The sequence below is a fragment of the Microbulbifer variabilis genome (genome assembly GCF_056232115.1).
In genome coordinates, this window is sequence record NZ_CP174325.1 from 2448591 (window position 1) to 2466971 (window position 18381).

The window sequence follows — 18381 nt, forward strand, 5'->3', positions numbered from 1 at the left end:
AAATGTTTAGTCATGTAATGCTAGGTACAAACGACCTCTCTGAATCCATAGAGTTTTATGACCAGGTAATGCCAATATTGGGCTATTCTAGAGAATCTACCGGTGAGGCATTTGCTGGCTATGGGAATAAATGTGATATATCCACGGGTGTTAACTGTCTTTGGATAGGAACCCCTTTTAATGGAGAGTCAGCAAGTCCTGGAAACGGTATTAATGTCGCTCTACTTGCAGCGACAAGAGAACAAGTCAGTAAATTTCACGAAGCGGCTCTAAAATTTGGAGGTGCTGACGAAGGCGCCCCAGGAATCAGAGAAGAAGCTCATCCAAATTTCTACGCTGCTTATGTTCGCGATCCCTCGGGGAATAAATTAGTTATCGTTTGCCATGCAGAGCAAAGCACATAACAAGGCAATTAACTGCGCTCCAGCCACTGTGTGGCTTCCGCCGGACCTTCGCTTCGCTGCGGCCGGTTATTGCGAGCGTTAGGCGAATGGAGAATCAGCGATGAAACGAGCACTGCTAGGAATTTTGATATGTGTCTGCCCAGTGCTTTCATTTTCTGGGCCTTTTGCTTATGAATGTAATATCAAAAACGAATTTCAATTAAATAGTGACGGCCAACTAGTAACCGAATACAAAATTTACTCAGGGAAATTTTTTAACGTAGATAGAAAAACAGGAGTCGTTTTGGGAGGTGGTGTAGGTAATTCAAGCTACAAAATAAAACAGATAATTGACCCAGGTGGAAAAGAACAATCTTTCAAACTCCTCTGGATATCACACCAGATAACCGGTGTTGAGGGTGGGCACAATTCAGCATATCTGACAATCAAGGAATACAATGAAAATTTCCTCAAGCCATTTATTCTTGTCCTTCCAAATTCTATGCTTACGGGGACATGCAAATAATTCTCCATACAAGTGACTATGAGTAAAGCTGTCCCTTTTTTTGATTTGCATGGTTCTTTGAGATTTAGGTAATCAGCAAAGAGAAGATGGTTAGTACGAAAGATATTGCTGCACTGTAAACACCCAAGCCCGCAATCGCGGGTTTTTTTATGCCCAAAATTTATCAGGAATAGACTATGACTCGACGCATAGCCATTCGCGATGCCGTACAAAAAGAAATAGAGAACCTAAGCGGCTATTCATTCCCACCCCCTGGCACCACAGAAGAAATAGATTCAGAAAAGCTACCAGCCATTGTGGTGGGCTTTGCTACCGAAAACACCGACCACGAAATGCATGGCGGCACCAGTCGGCAGCTGGATCTGACTATTGCTGCGGTAGTAAAGAGCGATGGCGATATATATGCCGCACTGGATCAGGCAGCAGCCGATATTGAGAGCACATTGCAGGATGCCTCTCTGGGTGGCAGCTGTGACTTATTCCTACTCAGCCAAACCCAGTTTGCCTTGGACCAGGATCACCCACTGGGCGAGGTTCGATTGACCTATACGGCCCAGTATTCCACTGAACCCACAGAACTTTAATTGAGCAACCCACAGAGGGCATAACGATGGCACAAGGTTATAAAACAAAATTTTCCCGCAGCGACGATGGCAGCTCCTATACGCCAGTGGCTGGCATGTTGGATATCGACCCCGGCGAGGAGTCACGCGGTTCTGTCGAAATGACGCCGATTGATGGCACCAGCGGCTATATGGACTACGACCCTTCCGGTTTGCGCGATGCAGGCGAGGTTTCCATTACCTTGATCTGGAAAGAGAGTGACAGCGGCCAGCAGGCTCTGCGTGCAGATTACGACTCAGATACCAATAAACATTACAAAATTGAGTACCCAGAAGGTACCACCGTGGAATTCATCGGCCACATTACCGGCTGGGGTAAGGCAGTGCCCAAGGATGACAAGATCACCCGCACCGTAAAATTTAAGATTTCCGGCAAGCCTTCGGTAACGGCAGGTGGGCAGTCATGAATTCTGTTCCTACGCCTATTTTAGAATCCGAAACTGTTTTATTTGGCCAGCAGGAAGTGGAGTTATTTGAGCTGAGTGCCTACCACCGCTGTGAGTATCTGCAAAAAACCACGGAAGATATTTCACTGCCCCAGGATGAAGAGTTGCCGGAAACTCAGCTGGAGACCTTTGGCCAGCTTTGGGCTTTTCGTATGGGAGAAGTGAGCAAGAAGCTGTTGCTGGTTGCCTATGCCATCTGGATGAAGCCGGACTGCCAGGATTCACTGGAAGATATTCATCAGCGGCTGATCCGCAGTGTTACCCCAAAGTTAATCGACGTGCTCTATATTCCTGCAGCCAAGTTATCCGGTCTTTTTGTCGATATATCTGCTGATGGAGAGGGCGGTGAACTGGAAGGTGAGGACAGCGAAAAAAAAGGCTAGTGCCGGGTTTCTATTTCGCCCGGCAGCTCGCGCGGGATTTTAACCGTCCCGATTATTTCAATATGTTGCGCTCCATGAGTTCTACCGAGTTGGACCACTGGTATGAATATCACGCCGAGCGACCATTAAATACCGAAGTCCAGCAATGGCAGCTAGCCCACATTGCCGCCGGCACACTGGGGGGCAAAGTCTCTAACTTCCTACCTCAGCAGCACAAGCCAAAAACCGTGCAGCAACAAATCGCAATCTGGAACTCCATGAGCTGAGCAATGGCAAAACAAACTTCCATGGCCACTATGGTGGCGAACCTGGAGCTGCGCTCCACCCAATACAAGCGGGAGATGGCCCAGGCGACCGCGCGCAATAAACAACTCACACGGGAAATGAAGTCCACCAGCGCCGCCGGTGATGTTTTCGGCCGCTCAATGCGCGGTGCCGCCCAGGGTGTTGCTGCTATTGATGGCCCCTTGGGCGGTGTTTCCGGTCGAGTCGGCGCGCTCAATGGTCTGCTGACAAATGGTGCGGCTAGTTGGGCACTGTTTGGTGCAGGGGTAGCCGGTGTTACTGCAGTGTTTTATCAGAGCATTCGCGCCGGTGAAGAAATGGAGCGGCAGCAGCTCAAGATTGAGGCGCTGCTTAAAGCTACTGGCAGTGCCAGTGGTCGCACTGCACAACAGCTGGATGACCAGGCGCGCTCAGTGGCCCGCGCTACCCTGGCCAGTGTTACCGGTATTCGTGAAGCTCAGGGGGTTCTACTCACCTTTAAGGGCGTGCAGGGGCCAGTCTTTGATGATGCTATTCGACTGAGTCAGGATTTATCGGCCGTTATGGGTGGCGATGCCAAGAGTGCAGCGCTGCAGCTGGGCAAAGCCTTGGAAGAGCCATCGACCGGGTTGACAGCCCTTAAGCGCGCCGGGGTGAGTTTCACTGCGCAAGAGAAGGAGCAAATTAAAACCCTGGAGCAGTCGGGCCGGGTGGCTGAAGCCCAGCGTATGATTTTGCTCAAGTTGGAGCAGCAAGTGGGCGGCGCCGGTGCGGCTGAAGCCGGTGGTCTTACCGGTGCAACAGATTCTCTCGCCCAATCCTGGCAGGAATTTCTTGAAGGCCTCAGCGAAACCAGCGGCTCAACCAGTATTGCCACTGCAGGGATTCAGAAATTAACCGGTGTAGTGGATACCCTGCGCAGAGGTATTGCACCCACCGATGACGAAAAACAGCGCACCCAGTTTGCCGAACTGCATCAACAGTATGTTTGGCACCAGCAGATGTTGGCCAAGGCGGAAGCTGAAGGTATCCAGATTCAGGTCGAAATTCACCGCAATAAATCCGAGAAGATACGCGGCCAGCTTGCCGAGTTGCAGAGTGCACAAATTGCTGCGCAGAAAAAGCGTCAGGAAGAAGAGCGGAAAGCTGAAGAGGCCGCTGCAGCAGCCAGGGAGCAGACAGAGCGCGACCGTATTGCCCAACAGCGTGCAATGGCTGAGGAAGCCGGTAGTGCCCAGCTAATCCAGCTGGATCAATTCCTGGCCGACCAGCGCGGCAAGATTCAACTCGATCATGAACAGCGATTACAGCAAATCGCAGCGCTGCAACTCGCTGAACAGGAACTTACCAAGCGGGGTTTCGATTCTATCGAGGCTCTGCGCGCTGAGTATTCCGAGCGCGAGAAAGAGCGCTACCAAATGGCCCTGGCCGAAGAGCAGGCGCGCACAGCCAATGGTGAAGGCGAAGAGGGCCAAGCCGGTGCAGATGGCCTCACAGAAGCGGAGCGCCAGCGTATGGTGGCCCGCCTGGAAACCCTGCAGCTTTCCTGGCTTACCGAAATGGAGCAGCTGCAAGTACAGCAGGATGAAGAAATGGCCCTGCTGGATCAGTCTTACGCTAAAAAAATAATTGCCCGCGACGAATATGAGCGCAGCCTCACCAATCTGGAACAGAAGCATCGCAAGCAGCGTGAAAAACTGGATCAGGCTTCCAACAAAAGCAAACTGCAAATTTTTGTCGCCGGTGCAGGGCAAATCTTGTCTGCCGCTGCTGCCTACAACCAAAAAGCGGCAAAGGCAGAGATGGCCATGGCCGTATTTTCCACAGGAGTTTCACTGGCAAAAAATATTGCCAAGGCATCAGAGATTGGATTTCCACAAAATATTCCAATGATCGCCGGGGCTATCACCCAAGGGGTGCAGATTGCCGGCATGTTGTCATCGCTGAAAGCGCCCGGCGGGGTTTCCGGTGATGCCAGCGCGCCCAATGTGAGTACTGGCAGTGCCGTAGCCGCCACCCCATCAGAGAGCTTAGCCAGTTCAGGTAGTGATGGTTTTGTGGAAGGTGAGGCGCAACAGCCAGCAAGCCAATATATTTTTGAATTTCACGGAGATGTTGTTGGAGACAGTGCTGAGCGATTTATTGAGGAAATTAAAACGAAAATGAGTGAGGGGGATTTAGTGCTATTCGATAAGGATAGCCGCCAAGGTCAGGAACTGAGGGGATAGAGCGATGCTAATCCAATACACCCCAACACGCGCACTGGTTGGCGATGGCAGTGATTATCAGATTGAGGCCAAGCTAAAACGCTATGACTGCAGTGACCGCCCCGAAGGCAAAGAGCACAAAGCGCTTAGTGGCAAAACGGAATACACAGTTTACCGCCTTGAAGAAGAATACCTTTGCCAGACGGTACCGCTAAAACTCACCTACACAGAGTTGGCCCGTTGGCGGGAGTTTAAAAGAAGCTGCGCCTTCGGTGAGTATTTCACTTTCGATGCATACGGCACTGAAGCCACTGCTGACTTCCCACAGCAAGTACAACTTAAATTCAAATCCTTCAAAGAGAAGCGTCAGAAAGATGGCCGCTTTATTTTCTCTTTTACTACCGTTCAAGTTATCGCTTAATCATGCGCAACAATACAGAAACTTTTGACCTGCACAATCAAGCTGCACAGCGTGAGCTGCGCCTGGTGATCGAGATCGGTTTTGACTTGCCGTTGTATATCACCAGCCACAATGATATTCCTGGCCTACCTGCTAACGCGATTCTGGGTTCCCTGAAAAAGTGCAGCGCTACCAGCCAAAAATTAATCCCAGAGCAGGGCCTGGCGCAGATTGGTGCTATCTCGTTTGAGGTGGTAGATATTGGTGGCCAGCTGTCCTATGTGCTGCGTGATGAGCTGGAGCAGGGCAACGGCATCAAGGGCCGCACGGTGCGGCTGTATCAGGGTTTTGCTGGGCTCGACTGGGATGAGTTCCGCTTGGAGCAAACCCAGATTGCCGAGGAGTCCATTTCCTATGCTGAGGGCATCTACCGGGTGCGCTGCCGGGATATCCAGCGGGAGATGCGTCGCGACATTTTTGTACCCAATACCACGCGCCTGGCTGCCAATTTTGCCAAAGCCGATACCACCCTGCAGGTATTCGATACCAGCAGCTTTGAAGCCAGCCCGCACACTATCGCCTATGGCGATGCCCCTGGCCAATCAGTGTATTACCTGAAAATTAAATATCAGGATGGCTTTGAAATTGTGCGCGCAACCGGCAAAACCGGTAGTAGCTTTACCAACTGCGCCAGGGGTTTGTTCGGCACCTTTGCCCGCGACCATGAATTGCCCGAAGACAGCGACGACGAAAGCGGCGTAGAAGTTGAAGAGTTTATCTACCTGGAGGGCCCTGGCCCCCAGCTGGCCTATGCACTGTTGACCGGAAAGATTCTCGGCACTAATAACGTACTACCCAGTAATTGGCACCTGGGCATAGATCCTGCCTTTGTGGTACTGGATGAATTCCAAAATATCGGCGCCGACTGGTACAAGCCCAGCGACAATAGCAAAGGCAAGATCCTGCGCTTCGATGGCCTGGAAAAAACCGACGGCAAGAAGTTTATCGAGACTGAGATTAATTTATTGCTCGGTGCCTTTATGCCGGTTAATGCGGCCGGCCAGCTGGGCTTTCGCCGTATGGCTGGGGTGCTGGCTGAATCCGGCACTGTGGCCACCATAGGCCCCGATGATGTGAAAAGCCTGGGTGAATTGAAATACAACCTGGCCGGGGTGCGCAATATCTTCTCGGTGCAATGGAGCTGGTTTGAGCAGCCCGGATTCGATGGCAAGTTTTTGCGCTCGAATAATTTAATTGATGCGGACTCGGTGGCTATTCATGGCGAGGCCAAGCAACACACCCTAAAATTTCGCGGTCTGCATAATTCGCGCCATACCTATACCACAATAAAAAACACTTTCGATGCTTTGCGCGATCGTTTCGCCGGCCCACCGCTCAGTCTGCGCCTGGGATTACTGCCGAGCAATAACGACTTGGAAGTGGGGGATATTGTACGGGTGAGCCTGCCGCAATTGCGCGATCACTCTATCCGCGGAGACAGGCCCTACGATTTTAATTTTGGTAGTGACAGCGAAGGCTGGACCCCTCGCGATGGCATCACCAGTTCCAGCGTAAGCAATGGCGTCCTTTCGGTAACAGTAAAAGGTGAAAATCCCTGGATCAGTCGCAGCTTTGCACCCACGTTTTTAGGGGCGGATCTGCCCTTTATTAAATTGCGTGTGCGCCGTACCAGCGACGAGCCCATAGCAGCGGGCAGCGGTAGCAAGTTATTTTTTAAACACACCGAGAGCAGCAGTTATTTTTCCGCTGGTACTGCGGAAATGCTGGACCTGATTGAGCGCCTAAACGAGGCTAAAGAGGAGTGGCAGGAATTAGTTCTGAACCTCACGAATAATAGCGACTGGACCGGCAACCAAGTTTCTTTAATTCGTTTCGATATTGGTCACGACCACAGCGCAGACTATAGCTATGACGTGGACTATATTCGGCTGCTGCCAGCACTGGGCCTCGATGAGTACAGCCTGGACCGCGCTATGGAAGTGCAGCGCATCAGTATCGATCAGGTGAGCGGTGCGGTATCCGTAGATCTATTCGGCAGCTACCAGCCCGCGGGCATGATTGCCGATCAGGCCGATAGTACTAGCGCAGAATTACCGGATGCCTGGTACAGCGCTGAAGGTGCGGCCATGACGGCCAGTGGCTTGAGTATCGATGCCAGCGGCTTTTTAACTGCTGATGGCACCTTAACTGGCAATGGCGATAGCCGCGCAATTTATTACTATCCGGGTGACCTCACTATCCCCGCTGGCCGTACTCTCACAGTAAATAATAATGTTGAGCTGCGTGTGCGCGGTGTATTGCAAATTGACGGCACTTTACAAGGAATCCCCACCAATAATGGCGTGGGCTTTCTCGGTTCCTGTTACGGCGGTGCCGGCCAGTTAAAAAATGCCCAAGAGACTGTCAACCGAGGAACCGCCCGGGGAGCTTGGGGGAAAACTGTCAAAGGGCGCAATGAGGTAATGCCGCCTCTCAATATCGAGAATAACGGCGGAGATCTACAAGGCCTCCCAGATGATCTATCCGGCTCTGGTGGAGCGCGTGGTGGTCACTCTTCTTTCTATTCCTTTGATGGCAGTTATGAACCCAGCGGACGCGGTGGTTTAGGTGGAAAGGGCGGTGCTGGGATTGTTGTAATCGCGCGGGGTATCGCCATTGGTGTCAGCGGCAAAATAGAAAACTCCGGTGAAGATGGGAGTCCCGGTACCACCGGTGATGGCAATGTAATTCAGGTGCCTGGAGGCAGTGGTGGCGGTGGTGCCCCTGGCAGCATAGTGCTGTTGATAGACGGTACCCAGAACCCGATGCCAATACTCAGTAACAGCAAAATAATTGCATGTTATGGGGAAAGCCCGGATAGCCCTGGTAATGCTGGGCACGGGGGCACCTGTTTAGGCACTAACGCCGCGCGCCTGATGTTTGTACCCAAGTCGCGCACGCCCTATACCGACTATGAAGACCCGGCACTCGACCCTGAAGTACAACAGGCAATCGACAAGGCCGAAGCCGCACAGGCGGATGCTGATGCCGCATTGGCAGACCTGGATAACATCGCCGCCGATGGTGTTTTACATCAAAACGAAAAGCTCATTGTGATTCGCGAGTATGCCCAGCTTCAGGCGGAACAAGTGGGTATTGAAGCCCAAGCCGATGGTGCTGGCCTGGTGATCGAAAAAGGCAATTACACCGGCAACCTGGCCGCACTGACCAGTTACCTGGGCGGGCTGTCTCCAACCTGGAACGATACCGCAGCCAACACTTCGATCAGCCGTACTATTTGGAATGCCAATTGGGAGGCGGTGTACAGTGCGCGCCAGGTTCTGCTTAACGCTATCGCCCAACAGGCGCGCGAAGCGGGCATGGTCGGGGCCACGCTGCAGTTTCAGTGGGATGGACGGCCTACCGGACTAATCTGGCCTACCAATACCAACTATGCCGGGGGTACTAAATATTCCTTTAATGCCACTGCTGGCCGAGGCTTTATCCATGTGTTGGCATACGACGCCGAGGGCGGTCCGCGCGTTGGTTTGAATGGTGCCCAGGTTGGAGAAATGAGTGGGCCGAATGACGCAACCCAGTGGTACAGCTTCCCAGTCACTCTGCAGGCCGGTGCCAATGAAATCTCTATCTGGTCCAACGCCGCAGATGGGGGAAGTTACGGGGGTATTGTGGTTACCCTCGGCGGTAGTGGTGACCCCGAGGCATTACTAGGCGTGTCTGCAGCAGATGCCAAAGCCGAGGCCGCCGCCAATGCAGCTGCAGAAGCGCAGACCGATGCCGCCGCCGCACTGCTGGACCTCAGCAACATAGCCGCAGATGGCAAACTCCACCCAACAGAGAAATTAACCGCAGTACGTGAATACAACCAGATCCTGGCAGAGCAGGCCGATATCGAAGGACAAGCCAATAGCTACGGGATCACCACTGAGAAAACCAACTACAGCGGTGCGATAACAGCACTATCCAGTTATCTCAGCGGCGCAGGTCTGGGCAATACCTCAACAGTCACCAGCATTGATCGCATCACCTGGAAAGCCAAATGGCAGGCGGTATACAGCACACGACAAAAAGTGCTGATTAAGATCGATCAGATTGCCGGTGCTCGCGCAGACTGGGAAGAAATCTACGGGACCAATAAACCCGAGGACGGTGCCACCGTTGGCGCTACTGCACAGGAACGCGCGCAAATCCGCTCCATGCGAAATACCTTTTTAGAGGACTTTTCTGATAGTAATTATCCGCAGTATTGGGAAAATTATGCTGCTGGCACTCAAGCTTTATACACAGACAGCAGCCAAGTAAAGATTGGTGGTAGCGCGGCTCGCCTTGTTGATTCTGTGACAATGTTGCATCAGGAGAAAATTCCTTTTGACCCCAGTAAGTTGTACCGGCTTGAGGCCAGGGTTTATGTGTATAGCAATGGTGATGCTGATCGCACCATGTATGCCGGCGTGGCCGGATATGATGGTGCGGGCAAGCTCTGTAACACCACCGGTGTCGAAAATGTAAGCAGTCAGCACTACATTTTGGGTGCAGGTTTAAATCTAGTAGGGCAGTACTGGCAGACGCTGGTGGCCTATGTCAAAGGCAACTCCAGTGGTAACGCTGAGTACAGTGGTACAAGGGGGGCAAACCATATTGGCAACCCGGCCAAGCTGCAGAACAAAGTACGTTTTATTACCCCGATTTTTTATTGTAATTATCCGACTAAAACGGGCGTTACCTTAATTGATTATGTAAAAATCGATGTGGTGGAAGTGCAGGACCAGCGCAATCTGCCGATGATTCAAGCTGGCATTGCTAGCCTGCCGACCAGTTCCGCGCTATCCGCCTCAGATGATGGCAGTACCGCAAAAATCACAGTTGCCGCACATTCGGTGCAGTTTGGTTTCGGCATTGTTAATTACAACAGTGGCAGTATCACTGGTTTGTCCTTCAGCACTAAATATTATGTGTACTGTGATGATCCAGGCACTCAGGGCGGCGCTGTTACCTATTACGCGACCACGAACATTTACCAGCTGGCTGCCAGCACCTGGCGCCGAGGTATAGGCACCATTACAACCCCGAGCAATGGCGGCGGCACTACGGTCCCTAGAGACCCTTGGTGCGTTGCTGCAGGCACTTGGCTGCGCGAAGGTTTACTTGCGGAAAACTGCGAAAGCGGAGACCTGATCGACTGCTGGGATACCGGCGACGAGGAAACCCATCTATGCCCCATTATTGGTGCGGTAGATGCAGAGCCAGAAATACCCTGTGTATTGCTCACCACAACAAGCGGTGCCCAGGTAATTTGCAGCCGTGAAACCCCCGTCACCGACCGTGCAGGCCAAGTATACGAGGCGCAGCACTGCCAGGGCGTTGAGCTGGGGGTTTTGCATGAAGAAGACCCGCTCACCTGGGAGCGTGTCGAGCGGGTCGAATGCGCTTGCCTGCACACCGTGTACAAGGTCTCTGTAGGTGGTAAGAGCTACGCTGCTGGCGTTGATCCCCAGCACCGCATCATCACCCATAACGGCGTACATAAATCTGATTAAGCAAAGGAATAGATAATGCCCAGCTTTTCCCCGATTACAGTGCCAGGCCTGGAGGCCTGGCAGTTCGCCTACACCATCGATGATGGCCACAGTGCCGGCACTATTGTGCGCGCAACGGTAACTCAGGCCACAGAGCCCACTAATAGCGATGCTCAAGCGGCTGCAGTGCTTAAATGCACCATTGCTGTTATCGATGATCAGAACAACGTACAGACCGATGGTGCCGGCGATCTAATGTCCAGCGTTTATGTAACCACCAAGACTCTGCAGACCGATGCAGGCCAGCCGGTAAATGTCGCCGATCATGCTGCTGATTTAGTAGCGAGTTGTATTGTTGAGGTGGCAAACCGCTTAGCTGTGCATAGTTCTATTGCGGCTATGGCTATTCCAAGCGGTTGATGAGGTGGAGTGAAATTTCCTAGCTAGAATTATTGTTTGTATATCGTAGTTTAGCCATTCAAGGTAAAAATAAAGGCAAGATGATATGCGTAAAACCAACTGGGAATGTTGAGTGAGTTTAATATCAGTACTTTGATAGTGAAATTTAGAGGATTTTAAATATTTTCACCTCGAAATTTAACTATGTATAATGACAAGTTGGATAATGATTAAAGTTGAAGTGGAAATGTCTGTTTCTAAAGAATTAGATTTGCTTTTGAGTGAGCTAGAAGAGTCCACTGATATAAAATCTGCAGAAGTTAATGCTTTACAAGAGGCGGCTAATGATATTGGTAAATCGTGGTCAGGTTCTTGGCTAGGAAACCAATCGTCTATCTACTATAAGAATTTTGGAGTGCCTCCTGCATGGGCTGTATTTAGTGTAGCGGATGGGTTAAATCAAGGCCTTACAGCTGGTGATTGGCAGCAGTATGATGGTAAGGATGTGATCACTCACATCGTTGATAGGGTGGGTGAACTTCAACTAGCAGAATATAATTTAAAGGGAAAAGAGGCGAAAAAAAAGTTTGATGTAATTAAGTCTTCAGCTTTGTCCTTAATTTACTCAAGTTTTTATTCAGATAGAGACAGCTATCTGGAAAAACTGATGGGCGAAATTGAATCCCTAAAAGTACATGAGAAATCAGATTACATTGATAGTGTAAAACCTAAAGGGAAAATCTCCTCGATTGACTTTGTTGCTATAGAGCAGGGTTTAAGGGTTCCGCCACATATAAGCTTGATAGGTGAATGCTTTTCATTAGAGCAACCTTTTGTGTCTTGTCGGGAACTTAAAAGTAAATTAATAAAGCTATCTGAGCACATTAAGAATTTGGAGAGAAAAAAAGGCGTGGAAAATAGGGTGGGAACTAATGTTTTTATTGGCCATGGGCGCTCTTTGATTTGGAAGGATCTAAAAGACTTTATTAATGAACGTGTAGATCTACCGTGGGATGAGTTTAATCGTATACCTGTTGCGGGTATTCCTAATACTATTAGGTTGGCACAAATGCTGGACCAGGCATGTATAGCGTTTTTGGTGATGACTGCAGAAGATGAGCAGGCTGATGGGAACCATCATGCTCGGATGAATGTAATTCACGAGGTGGGGTTGTTTCAGGGACGTCTTGGGTTTACTCGAGCAATAGTCCTGCTAGAAGAAGGGTGTGAGCAATTTAGTAATATACAAGGACTGGGTCAGTTGCGATTTCCAAAGGGTAATATATCAGCAATATTTGAAGATGTTCGTCAAGTATTAGAGCGTGAAGGTATACTTGATTAGTAGTTTGTAATGATACCTTAAGGTTGGGAAATTTATTACCTTACCTTAAGGTACCATGTATAGAAGTTATGCCGCTTGAGTTTCCATAGAGGAAAGGGTTTTGTTTGCAACTCTCTTGATATAATGTGTTTGCCCTTTTTTTGAGGGTTGATTTATTATTTTTAATATTGTTTCTTTTTCATTTTCAGACATTTCATTAAGAACTTCAATTATTTTGTCTCGCATCTCAAGAGATGCATTTTTATATGCGTCGTTAGTTCCACAAAAAGCTTCTACAGTGATTTCTCCGGCAGCAAGTTTTAAGGTTATATCTAGATTTTCATTGCTTATCTTTCTGGCGAGACGGTTGGCTAGTTTTGATTCAAGTGAAATTCGACTTAATAAATCTTTTGCGGATATGAATAGTCCAGCAGCAGGAAGTGCCATGGCAAAAAAAGGAATTAAGTAGAGAGTAAAAATTTCCATTTAATTTACACCCCTTACTCCAAAGTCCCAAAAAGGTTCACATTCAATCACATGTCTGTTGTAGCGTTCACATGCATGCGTGATAAAAATTCCAGACATGGCAACCATTGATATTATAACTACGTTATTCAAAGGGCTTGACCCTGAACTCGGAGTAGTTCCATTTAGCATCCCAAATACGACAGCAAATATTACACATACAAATACACATATACCAAATATGGCTTTGTTTCTTGAAGAAATTCCAATAGCGATAGAATACATTGAGGCTGAAATAGCCATTGTGGCATGACTGGGATTGCCTCCAGTTTTCCAAGTCTCGACAATTAAGGGTAGCAAAGGGAGTAGCATATGAAGAAGTATGCATAAGATAAAGTCACTAGCTTCATCACTTATACCTTTAATTGGCTTGAGTTTACTTTCCTCACTACTGGCTACAGTCATCTGAGGTCCATCTCGATCTCTTTTGCTTTGATTGTTATCTATTTGTCTTGATAGTTAGGTGTAAATACCTGACACCTTTGGAAATTATCTATTTTCATAACTTTTAAGTAAAGATGATTCAGCCTCTTTAGTATCTCACTACCTAGTACCAAGATGTTTAGTTGGTTGTAAATTAATCGATGCAAACGATATAGAGTAAGAATAAGTAAGAAATTTTTGTTTAGCGGTTGCCATTTTGAGCAGAATTTAAGCTTTTTGTATATATAGCTAATAAGTTAATGAATTTTATTTGATATGTAATTATTGTTCTTAGCTAATTGGAAAGTATATAAACTTTTTTTCGGCGCCTTAATATTATCTAAGTTCTACCCATTATTTATTGCGTTTTTTTCCATAACCTATAGATACTTTCAATAGTTCTCTGCACATGTTGTTGCCACTCCTTAGGCAGTTGAGTATAAAGCCTTATTATAATGGGCGGAAATGGAATCTGCACAAAGTGGTACCTTAGCTCCACTCCATACACTTCCGCCAAGGTGGTGCCCACCGCCTCGCACCATATCGGCAACAACTCAGCTGGAATCCGCTGAGCCCCTGTTTCCATTTTCGAAATTTGTGAAGGCGCAAGCCCTAGCCTCTGGCTCAGCTGTGCCCCCGTCATCCTTTCCCGTTTCCTTGCTTCGCGCAGGCGCTTGCCCAGTGTGCCTGGCTCAAACATCAACTATCTGTCACCACTCCACATAAACCTTGAAATTTCGATTTTAGAAATAAGGCAGCATTTTGCATTGCTAGTTTAGAAATAATCCAGAATATCTATTTATAAAGTGAGAAATGGGTAGTAGCGTTGGGGTGTATGTCGTCAAAAGCCCGAATAAAGTGCTGAATTCGTTCGGCGGCATTAGGGAGGATTTGTAGTTCCTACAGGAGGTGGACTATGCCAATGATTGCTCATATTCAACAACTTCACTACGTCAACAATCTATGTGCCGGCCTGGAATGGGTTGCGGACTGTCCGAATCAGTTGGCCCGTACAGCTTTACTGCAGCTTATTGGCGAGGAAGTGGGGGAGACTCTTAGGGGCGTTATTTTTGCTATTGAAGGAAAAGTTACAGCCGGAGCAGTGCCAAGCGAGGAGGCTGCTTAGCAGGTTGTGGGGCCGGTGCCGTGAGTGGTGCCGGCCTCATAGTCACTCATTCCCCTTGTCTGTTGGATACCTGTAGCAATAAACTGTATATATATACAGTATTCAGGTATTTCAGTATGAAGCTTTCCCCACTCTATAGTCACGGCGTCGCCTGTGGCTTCCCTTCGCCTGCTGATGACCACAAGGAGGCAGCCCTAAGCCTGGATGAGCACCTGATCACCAAGCCTGCGGCAACCTTTATGGCACGGGCGAATGGGGATTCTATGATGGGGCTGGGCATCTTCGATAAGGATCTGTTGATTGTCGATCGCTCGCTGACCCCTGCCCATGGCGATGTGGTTGTGGTGGCCCTGGATGGGCAGCTGACCTGCAAAGTGCTGGACCAGCAGCAGGGACGGCTGCTCTCTGCCAATGACGATTACACCCCGATCCCCATCTGGGAGGGACAGGAATTGATTGTTGAAGGGGTGGTAAAGGCTTCGGTGCGTTACCACCGTCTGCTCTGAATGCTGGTACTCGTGGATTGCAACAGCTGTTACGCTAGCTGTGAACAGATATTTCGGCCCGACCTACGCGGGCGTCCTGTAGTGGTTCTCTCCAACAACGATGGCTTTGTGGTGGCGCGCTCCAAAGAGGCGAAGCTATTAGGCATCGGCGATCTTGAACCATTCTTTAAGATTGAGCACTTGTTGCGCGTGCATCGGGTGGCAATCTTCTCCAGTAATTATCCCTTGTATGGCGATATTTCCCACCGGGTAATGACCACCCTGCGAGAGTTCAGCCCCAATGTAGAGGTGTATAGCATTGATGAAATGTTTATGGACCTGCACGGGCTGCAAGAGGAATGGCTGGATTATGGCCGCAAGATCCGCTGCACGCTCTGGCGGGATATCCGTATGCCTGTAGGTGTAGGTATCGGGCCTAGTAAAACCTTGGCCAAGTTAGCCAATAGAGCAGCAAAGAAGATCCCTAAATGTGAAGGCGTTTGCGCACTGGATACGCCAGGAAAGTGGCAGTGGATGCAGCGCCGTACCGCCGTCAATGATGTCTGGGGCATAGGCCGACGCCTCACCAAGCGCCTGGCCGATTTTGGCATACAGACCGCCTATGACCTGGCGCAGGCCAATCCGAAAATATTGCGCCGTCATATCAATGTGAATATTGAACGAACGATAGAGGAGTTGAACGGGATTCCCTGCCTGGGTTTGGAGGAAGAGCCCCCAGCAAAGAAACAGATCTACTGCACGCGCTCCTTTGGAGAAAAGCTTACCGACTTACAGCCGATACTGCAGGCAGCCACCTTGTATGCAAGCAGGGCAGCAGAGAAACTGCGCGCGCAAAAATCGCTGGTAAAGTCGATTCATGTATTTCTGCATACCTCGCCCCATGAGCCCAACTACTACAGCCGCAGTACAGTTGTGCAGACACCATACCCTACGGACGATACGCGAATAATCGTGCGTCTGGTGAGAAATGCTGTTGCTGGCCTGTACAGGTCAGGGTGCCGCTTTATGAAAGCAGGAGTGGGGCTTGTCGAGATTATCCCGCGCGCGCTAGGGCAGGGTGATTTATTCACGCCAGGCCAATCGGCAAGGGCTGGGGAGACTATGCAGGCGATGGATCGGATCAATAAAAAATTTGGCCGGGGGACTCTGTTCCTGGGGGCTGAAGGAATCCAGAAAAAATGGAAGATGCGACAGGCTTATACATCGCCTGCATATACGACTAGGTGGGGTGATTTGCCTAGGGTGATGACTTGAGGTAGCCCGAGCACAACTTCCTTATTATGCTAGCGGACTTCGAAAATATACAGTTTCTTGGGCTTGCCTTCTATTGGGACCCAAACTTCTTTCACGCCTTTAAAGTCCAAGACTAAATCTGCTTCTTCTAAGATATTTTGGCCTTGAATAAGCCCATCCCAGTAGACCCCGCCACAAGTCCAGTAAAATGGCGCCTCTTTTTCAGGAATATTTACTATTAAATCACCCCTTTCCGGCCTGGTAATAGTTAACTCATGTTCTTTGAATGCTGCCGCAGAAATGAAATTTTTTCCTTCAATACTCATGATTTCAGGAAGCTCTATATCCCTCACCTCTTGAGAAGCGCAACCGCCAATAGCGATCAAAATTATTGCGAGAAATATACGATTCATTTCATTCCTACCTGAGCATAACGCCCCAATAACCGGCAGCTGGAACGTAGCGAAGCGAAGTGTAAGCTGTCCGGCGCCGTAGGCGCGTAGTTGATTAGTTTGTTAGGCAATTGGGCACTCACTGATTTTACGAGCAAAGTAATATTCTTTTGCTCTCGACACCGACTCTCTATTTACATCAGCCAATTGCTGCCGATTAATTTTCTGGTCATTTTCACCAGCCCAGAAGGCTTTCTTTGGTGATATAGGAATAAAAGCAAAATCTCCATAACCATCTGCAACAATAAACTCCCCATCCTGAGCTTCGATTAACCCCCACTTAAAATGGCTGCAAGTACCCCAATCTCGGTCAAGGATAGTTTGTATTTGAATGCCTGAAGTAAAACGGGAAACTACAACTCCACCATCACGAACAAATCCTGCACCCTTGCTCTCTCGTATTTCTTCCTGTTCTTTGGTTAGACCAGAGCCAGACACCTCATTAAGCACTGCATCAGCAGGGTTACTTAAATGATATTCGTGCCTTAGCCGCCATAGAAGGCAGTATTTAGATATTGCCTCATGGTTTCTTTCGGAAAATGCTTTGATATTATCAATCTCTTCGTGGAATGCATTTTCGATTGGCACCATATATCCCGTTTCAGCTCGCTGATCCCACGTTCGTTTAGTGCAGAACATTTTGGCACGTTTATGCCTTCGAACTATCTCGCCAGAAGAAAGCTCCATCACTTCTACTTTTCCTTCAGAGTCATAGAACAAAGAAATTGCATGAGCTGTATGAAAATGCTGTTCAATCGCTAATTGTCTAGGATTCCGCTTAATAGTTGGTTCGTAGGGCATATCTTTCCTTTTGCCTAACGCTTTGCTAAGCGGCGAGCGCTAGCGAGTCCAGTGGAGGCCGTCTTTTGACCGAAACGATGCTTGAGCAACTTGTTAAATATATTTATTTTTCTGAAATAGACTCAAAAATTTCGGAAGCTTTACTTTGAGCCTCTGACAATGCGTTAGAATCAAGCTTCTTGGATATATTATCGCGAAGCTCGGAAGATTCAGAATCTCCACTTGCAGCTGCGATTGAGTACCAGATGTATGCACTTTTATAGTTCTGAGGTACTCCCTGGCCATACTGATATGCTCCACCTAACAAGAGCTGCGCATTAATATTTCCATTATTTGCAGATTGTTTATAAAGCTTAACTGCCTTCGAATATTTTTTATCGTTATAGTAGATAAGTGCTGCCTGAAGTTGTGCTTGATGGTGATCTTGTTTTGCAGCTTCTAAATACCAATTTAAAGCCATATTGCTATTCTGAGGCACTCCTTCTCCTAACTTATATGAAGCGGCCACATTATATTGGGCTTGAGTATGGCCGAGTTCAGCGGCCTCTAATAAGTATGAAAACCCTTTCTTTTGATCTATTGGCACACTTTCTAAACCATACATATAAACATTACCTAAGTGAAATTTGGCAACAGGATTTCCCTTCTCCGACCCCACCTCCATAATTCTAATGAATTCTGTGGTCTTATCAGAGAGTTCAGCATGTATTGAAAAAGATATTAATAGTAAAAGTATAGAAATAAGTACTTTCATGAGATAAACCTATAAACATTTAACGCCGCCAGCAGCGGCGGCCGTAGCGTTTAGCGTGCGAAGCGCGCTGCG

Annotated in this window: 20 protein-coding genes; 15 read left to right on the top strand and 5 right to left on the bottom strand. The window is 48.7% G+C overall.

Annotated elements, in window-relative coordinates:
- Positions 1–2: 2 nt before the first annotated feature.
- From ACJJI7_RS10800 to ACJJI7_RS10850, 11 genes are all read left to right on the top strand, one after another.
- Positions 3–404 carry a VOC family protein gene (locus ACJJI7_RS10800; RefSeq protein WP_444902175.1) on the top strand — a complete coding sequence of 134 codons (402 nt, stop codon included), beginning with the start codon at positions 3–5 and terminating at the stop codon, positions 402–404.
- 100 nt (positions 405–504) lie between these two features.
- On the top strand, positions 505–909 hold the full coding sequence (locus ACJJI7_RS10805; protein WP_444902174.1) for a hypothetical protein: 405 nt from the start codon (positions 505–507) through the stop codon (positions 907–909).
- Positions 910–1085: 176 nt separating this feature from the next.
- Positions 1086–1493, top strand: a complete 408-nt coding sequence (gpU, locus tag ACJJI7_RS10810; protein WP_444902173.1) for a phage tail terminator protein — start codon at positions 1086–1088, stop codon at positions 1491–1493.
- A gap of 26 nt (positions 1494–1519) precedes the next feature.
- A complete protein-coding gene (locus ACJJI7_RS10815; RefSeq protein WP_444902172.1) occupies positions 1520–1939 on the top strand; it encodes a phage tail tube protein in 420 nt (139 codons plus the stop codon).
- Entirely contained in the window at positions 1936–2361 is a 426-nt protein-coding gene (locus ACJJI7_RS10820; RefSeq protein ID WP_444902171.1) for a phage minor tail protein domain-containing protein, read from the top strand. Before ACJJI7_RS10815 ends, ACJJI7_RS10820 begins: the two co-directional genes overlap by 4 nt.
- Complete coding sequence (locus tag ACJJI7_RS10825; RefSeq protein WP_444902170.1) at positions 2361–2627, top strand: hypothetical protein; 267 nt, start codon at positions 2361–2363, stop codon at positions 2625–2627. The genes ACJJI7_RS10820 and ACJJI7_RS10825 overlap by 1 nt, the downstream gene beginning before the upstream one ends.
- Positions 2628–2630: 3 nt before the next feature.
- Positions 2631–4853: a hypothetical protein gene (locus ACJJI7_RS10830; RefSeq protein WP_444902169.1), complete on the top strand. Its 2223-nt coding sequence runs from the start codon at positions 2631–2633 to the stop codon at positions 4851–4853.
- 4 nt (positions 4854–4857) lie between these two features.
- Positions 4858–5253 (top strand): hypothetical protein, encoded by a 396-nt coding sequence (locus tag ACJJI7_RS10835; RefSeq protein WP_444902168.1) that lies wholly within the window; start codon positions 4858–4860, stop codon positions 5251–5253.
- Positions 5254–5255: 2 nt separating this feature from the next.
- The gene (locus ACJJI7_RS10840; protein WP_444902167.1) at positions 5256–10790 is read left to right on the top strand and encodes a hypothetical protein; all 5535 of its coding nucleotides are present in this window, start codon (positions 5256–5258) and stop codon (positions 10788–10790) included.
- Positions 10791–10805: 15 nt separating this feature from the next.
- Positions 10806–11189, top strand: coding sequence for a hypothetical protein (locus ACJJI7_RS10845; RefSeq protein WP_444902166.1), 384 nt, complete (start codon positions 10806–10808; stop codon positions 11187–11189).
- A 205-nt stretch (positions 11190–11394) separates the two neighbouring features.
- Positions 11395–12510 carry a TIR domain-containing protein gene (locus tag ACJJI7_RS10850; protein ID WP_444902165.1) on the top strand — a complete coding sequence of 372 codons (1116 nt, stop codon included), beginning with the start codon at positions 11395–11397 and terminating at the stop codon, positions 12508–12510.
- A gap of 66 nt (positions 12511–12576) precedes the next feature.
- Here the strand turns inward: ACJJI7_RS10850 and ACJJI7_RS10855 are convergent, their stop codons facing one another.
- Positions 12577–12975, bottom strand: a complete 399-nt coding sequence (locus tag ACJJI7_RS10855; protein WP_444902164.1) for a hypothetical protein — start codon at positions 12973–12975, stop codon at positions 12577–12579.
- Between the two features lie 97 nt (positions 12976–13072).
- Here ACJJI7_RS10855 and ACJJI7_RS10860 point away from each other — a divergent pair, with 97 nt between their 5' ends.
- Positions 13073–13267, top strand: a complete 195-nt coding sequence (locus ACJJI7_RS10860; RefSeq protein ID WP_444902163.1) for a hypothetical protein — start codon at positions 13073–13075, stop codon at positions 13265–13267.
- A gap of 528 nt (positions 13268–13795) precedes the next feature.
- Here the strand turns inward: ACJJI7_RS10860 and ACJJI7_RS10865 are convergent.
- Positions 13796–14137 (bottom strand): helix-turn-helix domain-containing protein, encoded by a 342-nt coding sequence (locus ACJJI7_RS10865; RefSeq protein ID WP_444902162.1) that lies wholly within the window; start codon positions 14135–14137, stop codon positions 13796–13798.
- Between the two features lie 216 nt (positions 14138–14353).
- On the opposite strand from ACJJI7_RS10865, the gene ACJJI7_RS10870 reads away from it, so the two are divergent.
- The 3 genes from ACJJI7_RS10870 (at position 14354) to ACJJI7_RS10880 (ending at position 16323) form a co-directional block, all read left to right on the top strand.
- Complete coding sequence (locus ACJJI7_RS10870; RefSeq protein WP_444902161.1) at positions 14354–14563, top strand: hypothetical protein; 210 nt, start codon at positions 14354–14356, stop codon at positions 14561–14563.
- Between the two features lie 116 nt (positions 14564–14679).
- Positions 14680–15069 carry a LexA family protein gene (locus ACJJI7_RS10875; RefSeq protein WP_444902160.1) on the top strand — a complete coding sequence of 130 codons (390 nt, stop codon included), beginning with the start codon at positions 14680–14682 and terminating at the stop codon, positions 15067–15069.
- Positions 15070–16323: a Y-family DNA polymerase gene (locus ACJJI7_RS10880; RefSeq protein ID WP_444902159.1), complete on the top strand. Its 1254-nt coding sequence runs from the start codon at positions 15070–15072 to the stop codon at positions 16321–16323.
- Positions 16324–16352: 29 nt separating this feature from the next.
- Here ACJJI7_RS10880 and ACJJI7_RS10885 read toward each other — a convergent pair whose 3' ends face one another.
- The 3 genes from ACJJI7_RS10885 to ACJJI7_RS10895 form a co-directional block, all read right to left on the bottom strand.
- Positions 16353–16715 (bottom strand): hypothetical protein, encoded by a 363-nt coding sequence (locus ACJJI7_RS10885; protein WP_444902158.1) that lies wholly within the window; start codon positions 16713–16715, stop codon positions 16353–16355.
- 102 nt (positions 16716–16817) lie between these two features.
- Complete coding sequence (locus ACJJI7_RS10890) at positions 16818–17555, bottom strand: hypothetical protein (protein WP_444893096.1); 738 nt, start codon at positions 17553–17555, stop codon at positions 16818–16820.
- A gap of 103 nt (positions 17556–17658) precedes the next feature.
- Positions 17659–18309 (bottom strand): tetratricopeptide repeat protein, encoded by a 651-nt coding sequence (locus ACJJI7_RS10895; RefSeq protein ID WP_444902157.1) that lies wholly within the window; start codon positions 18307–18309, stop codon positions 17659–17661.
- Positions 18310–18381 lie beyond the last annotated feature (72 nt).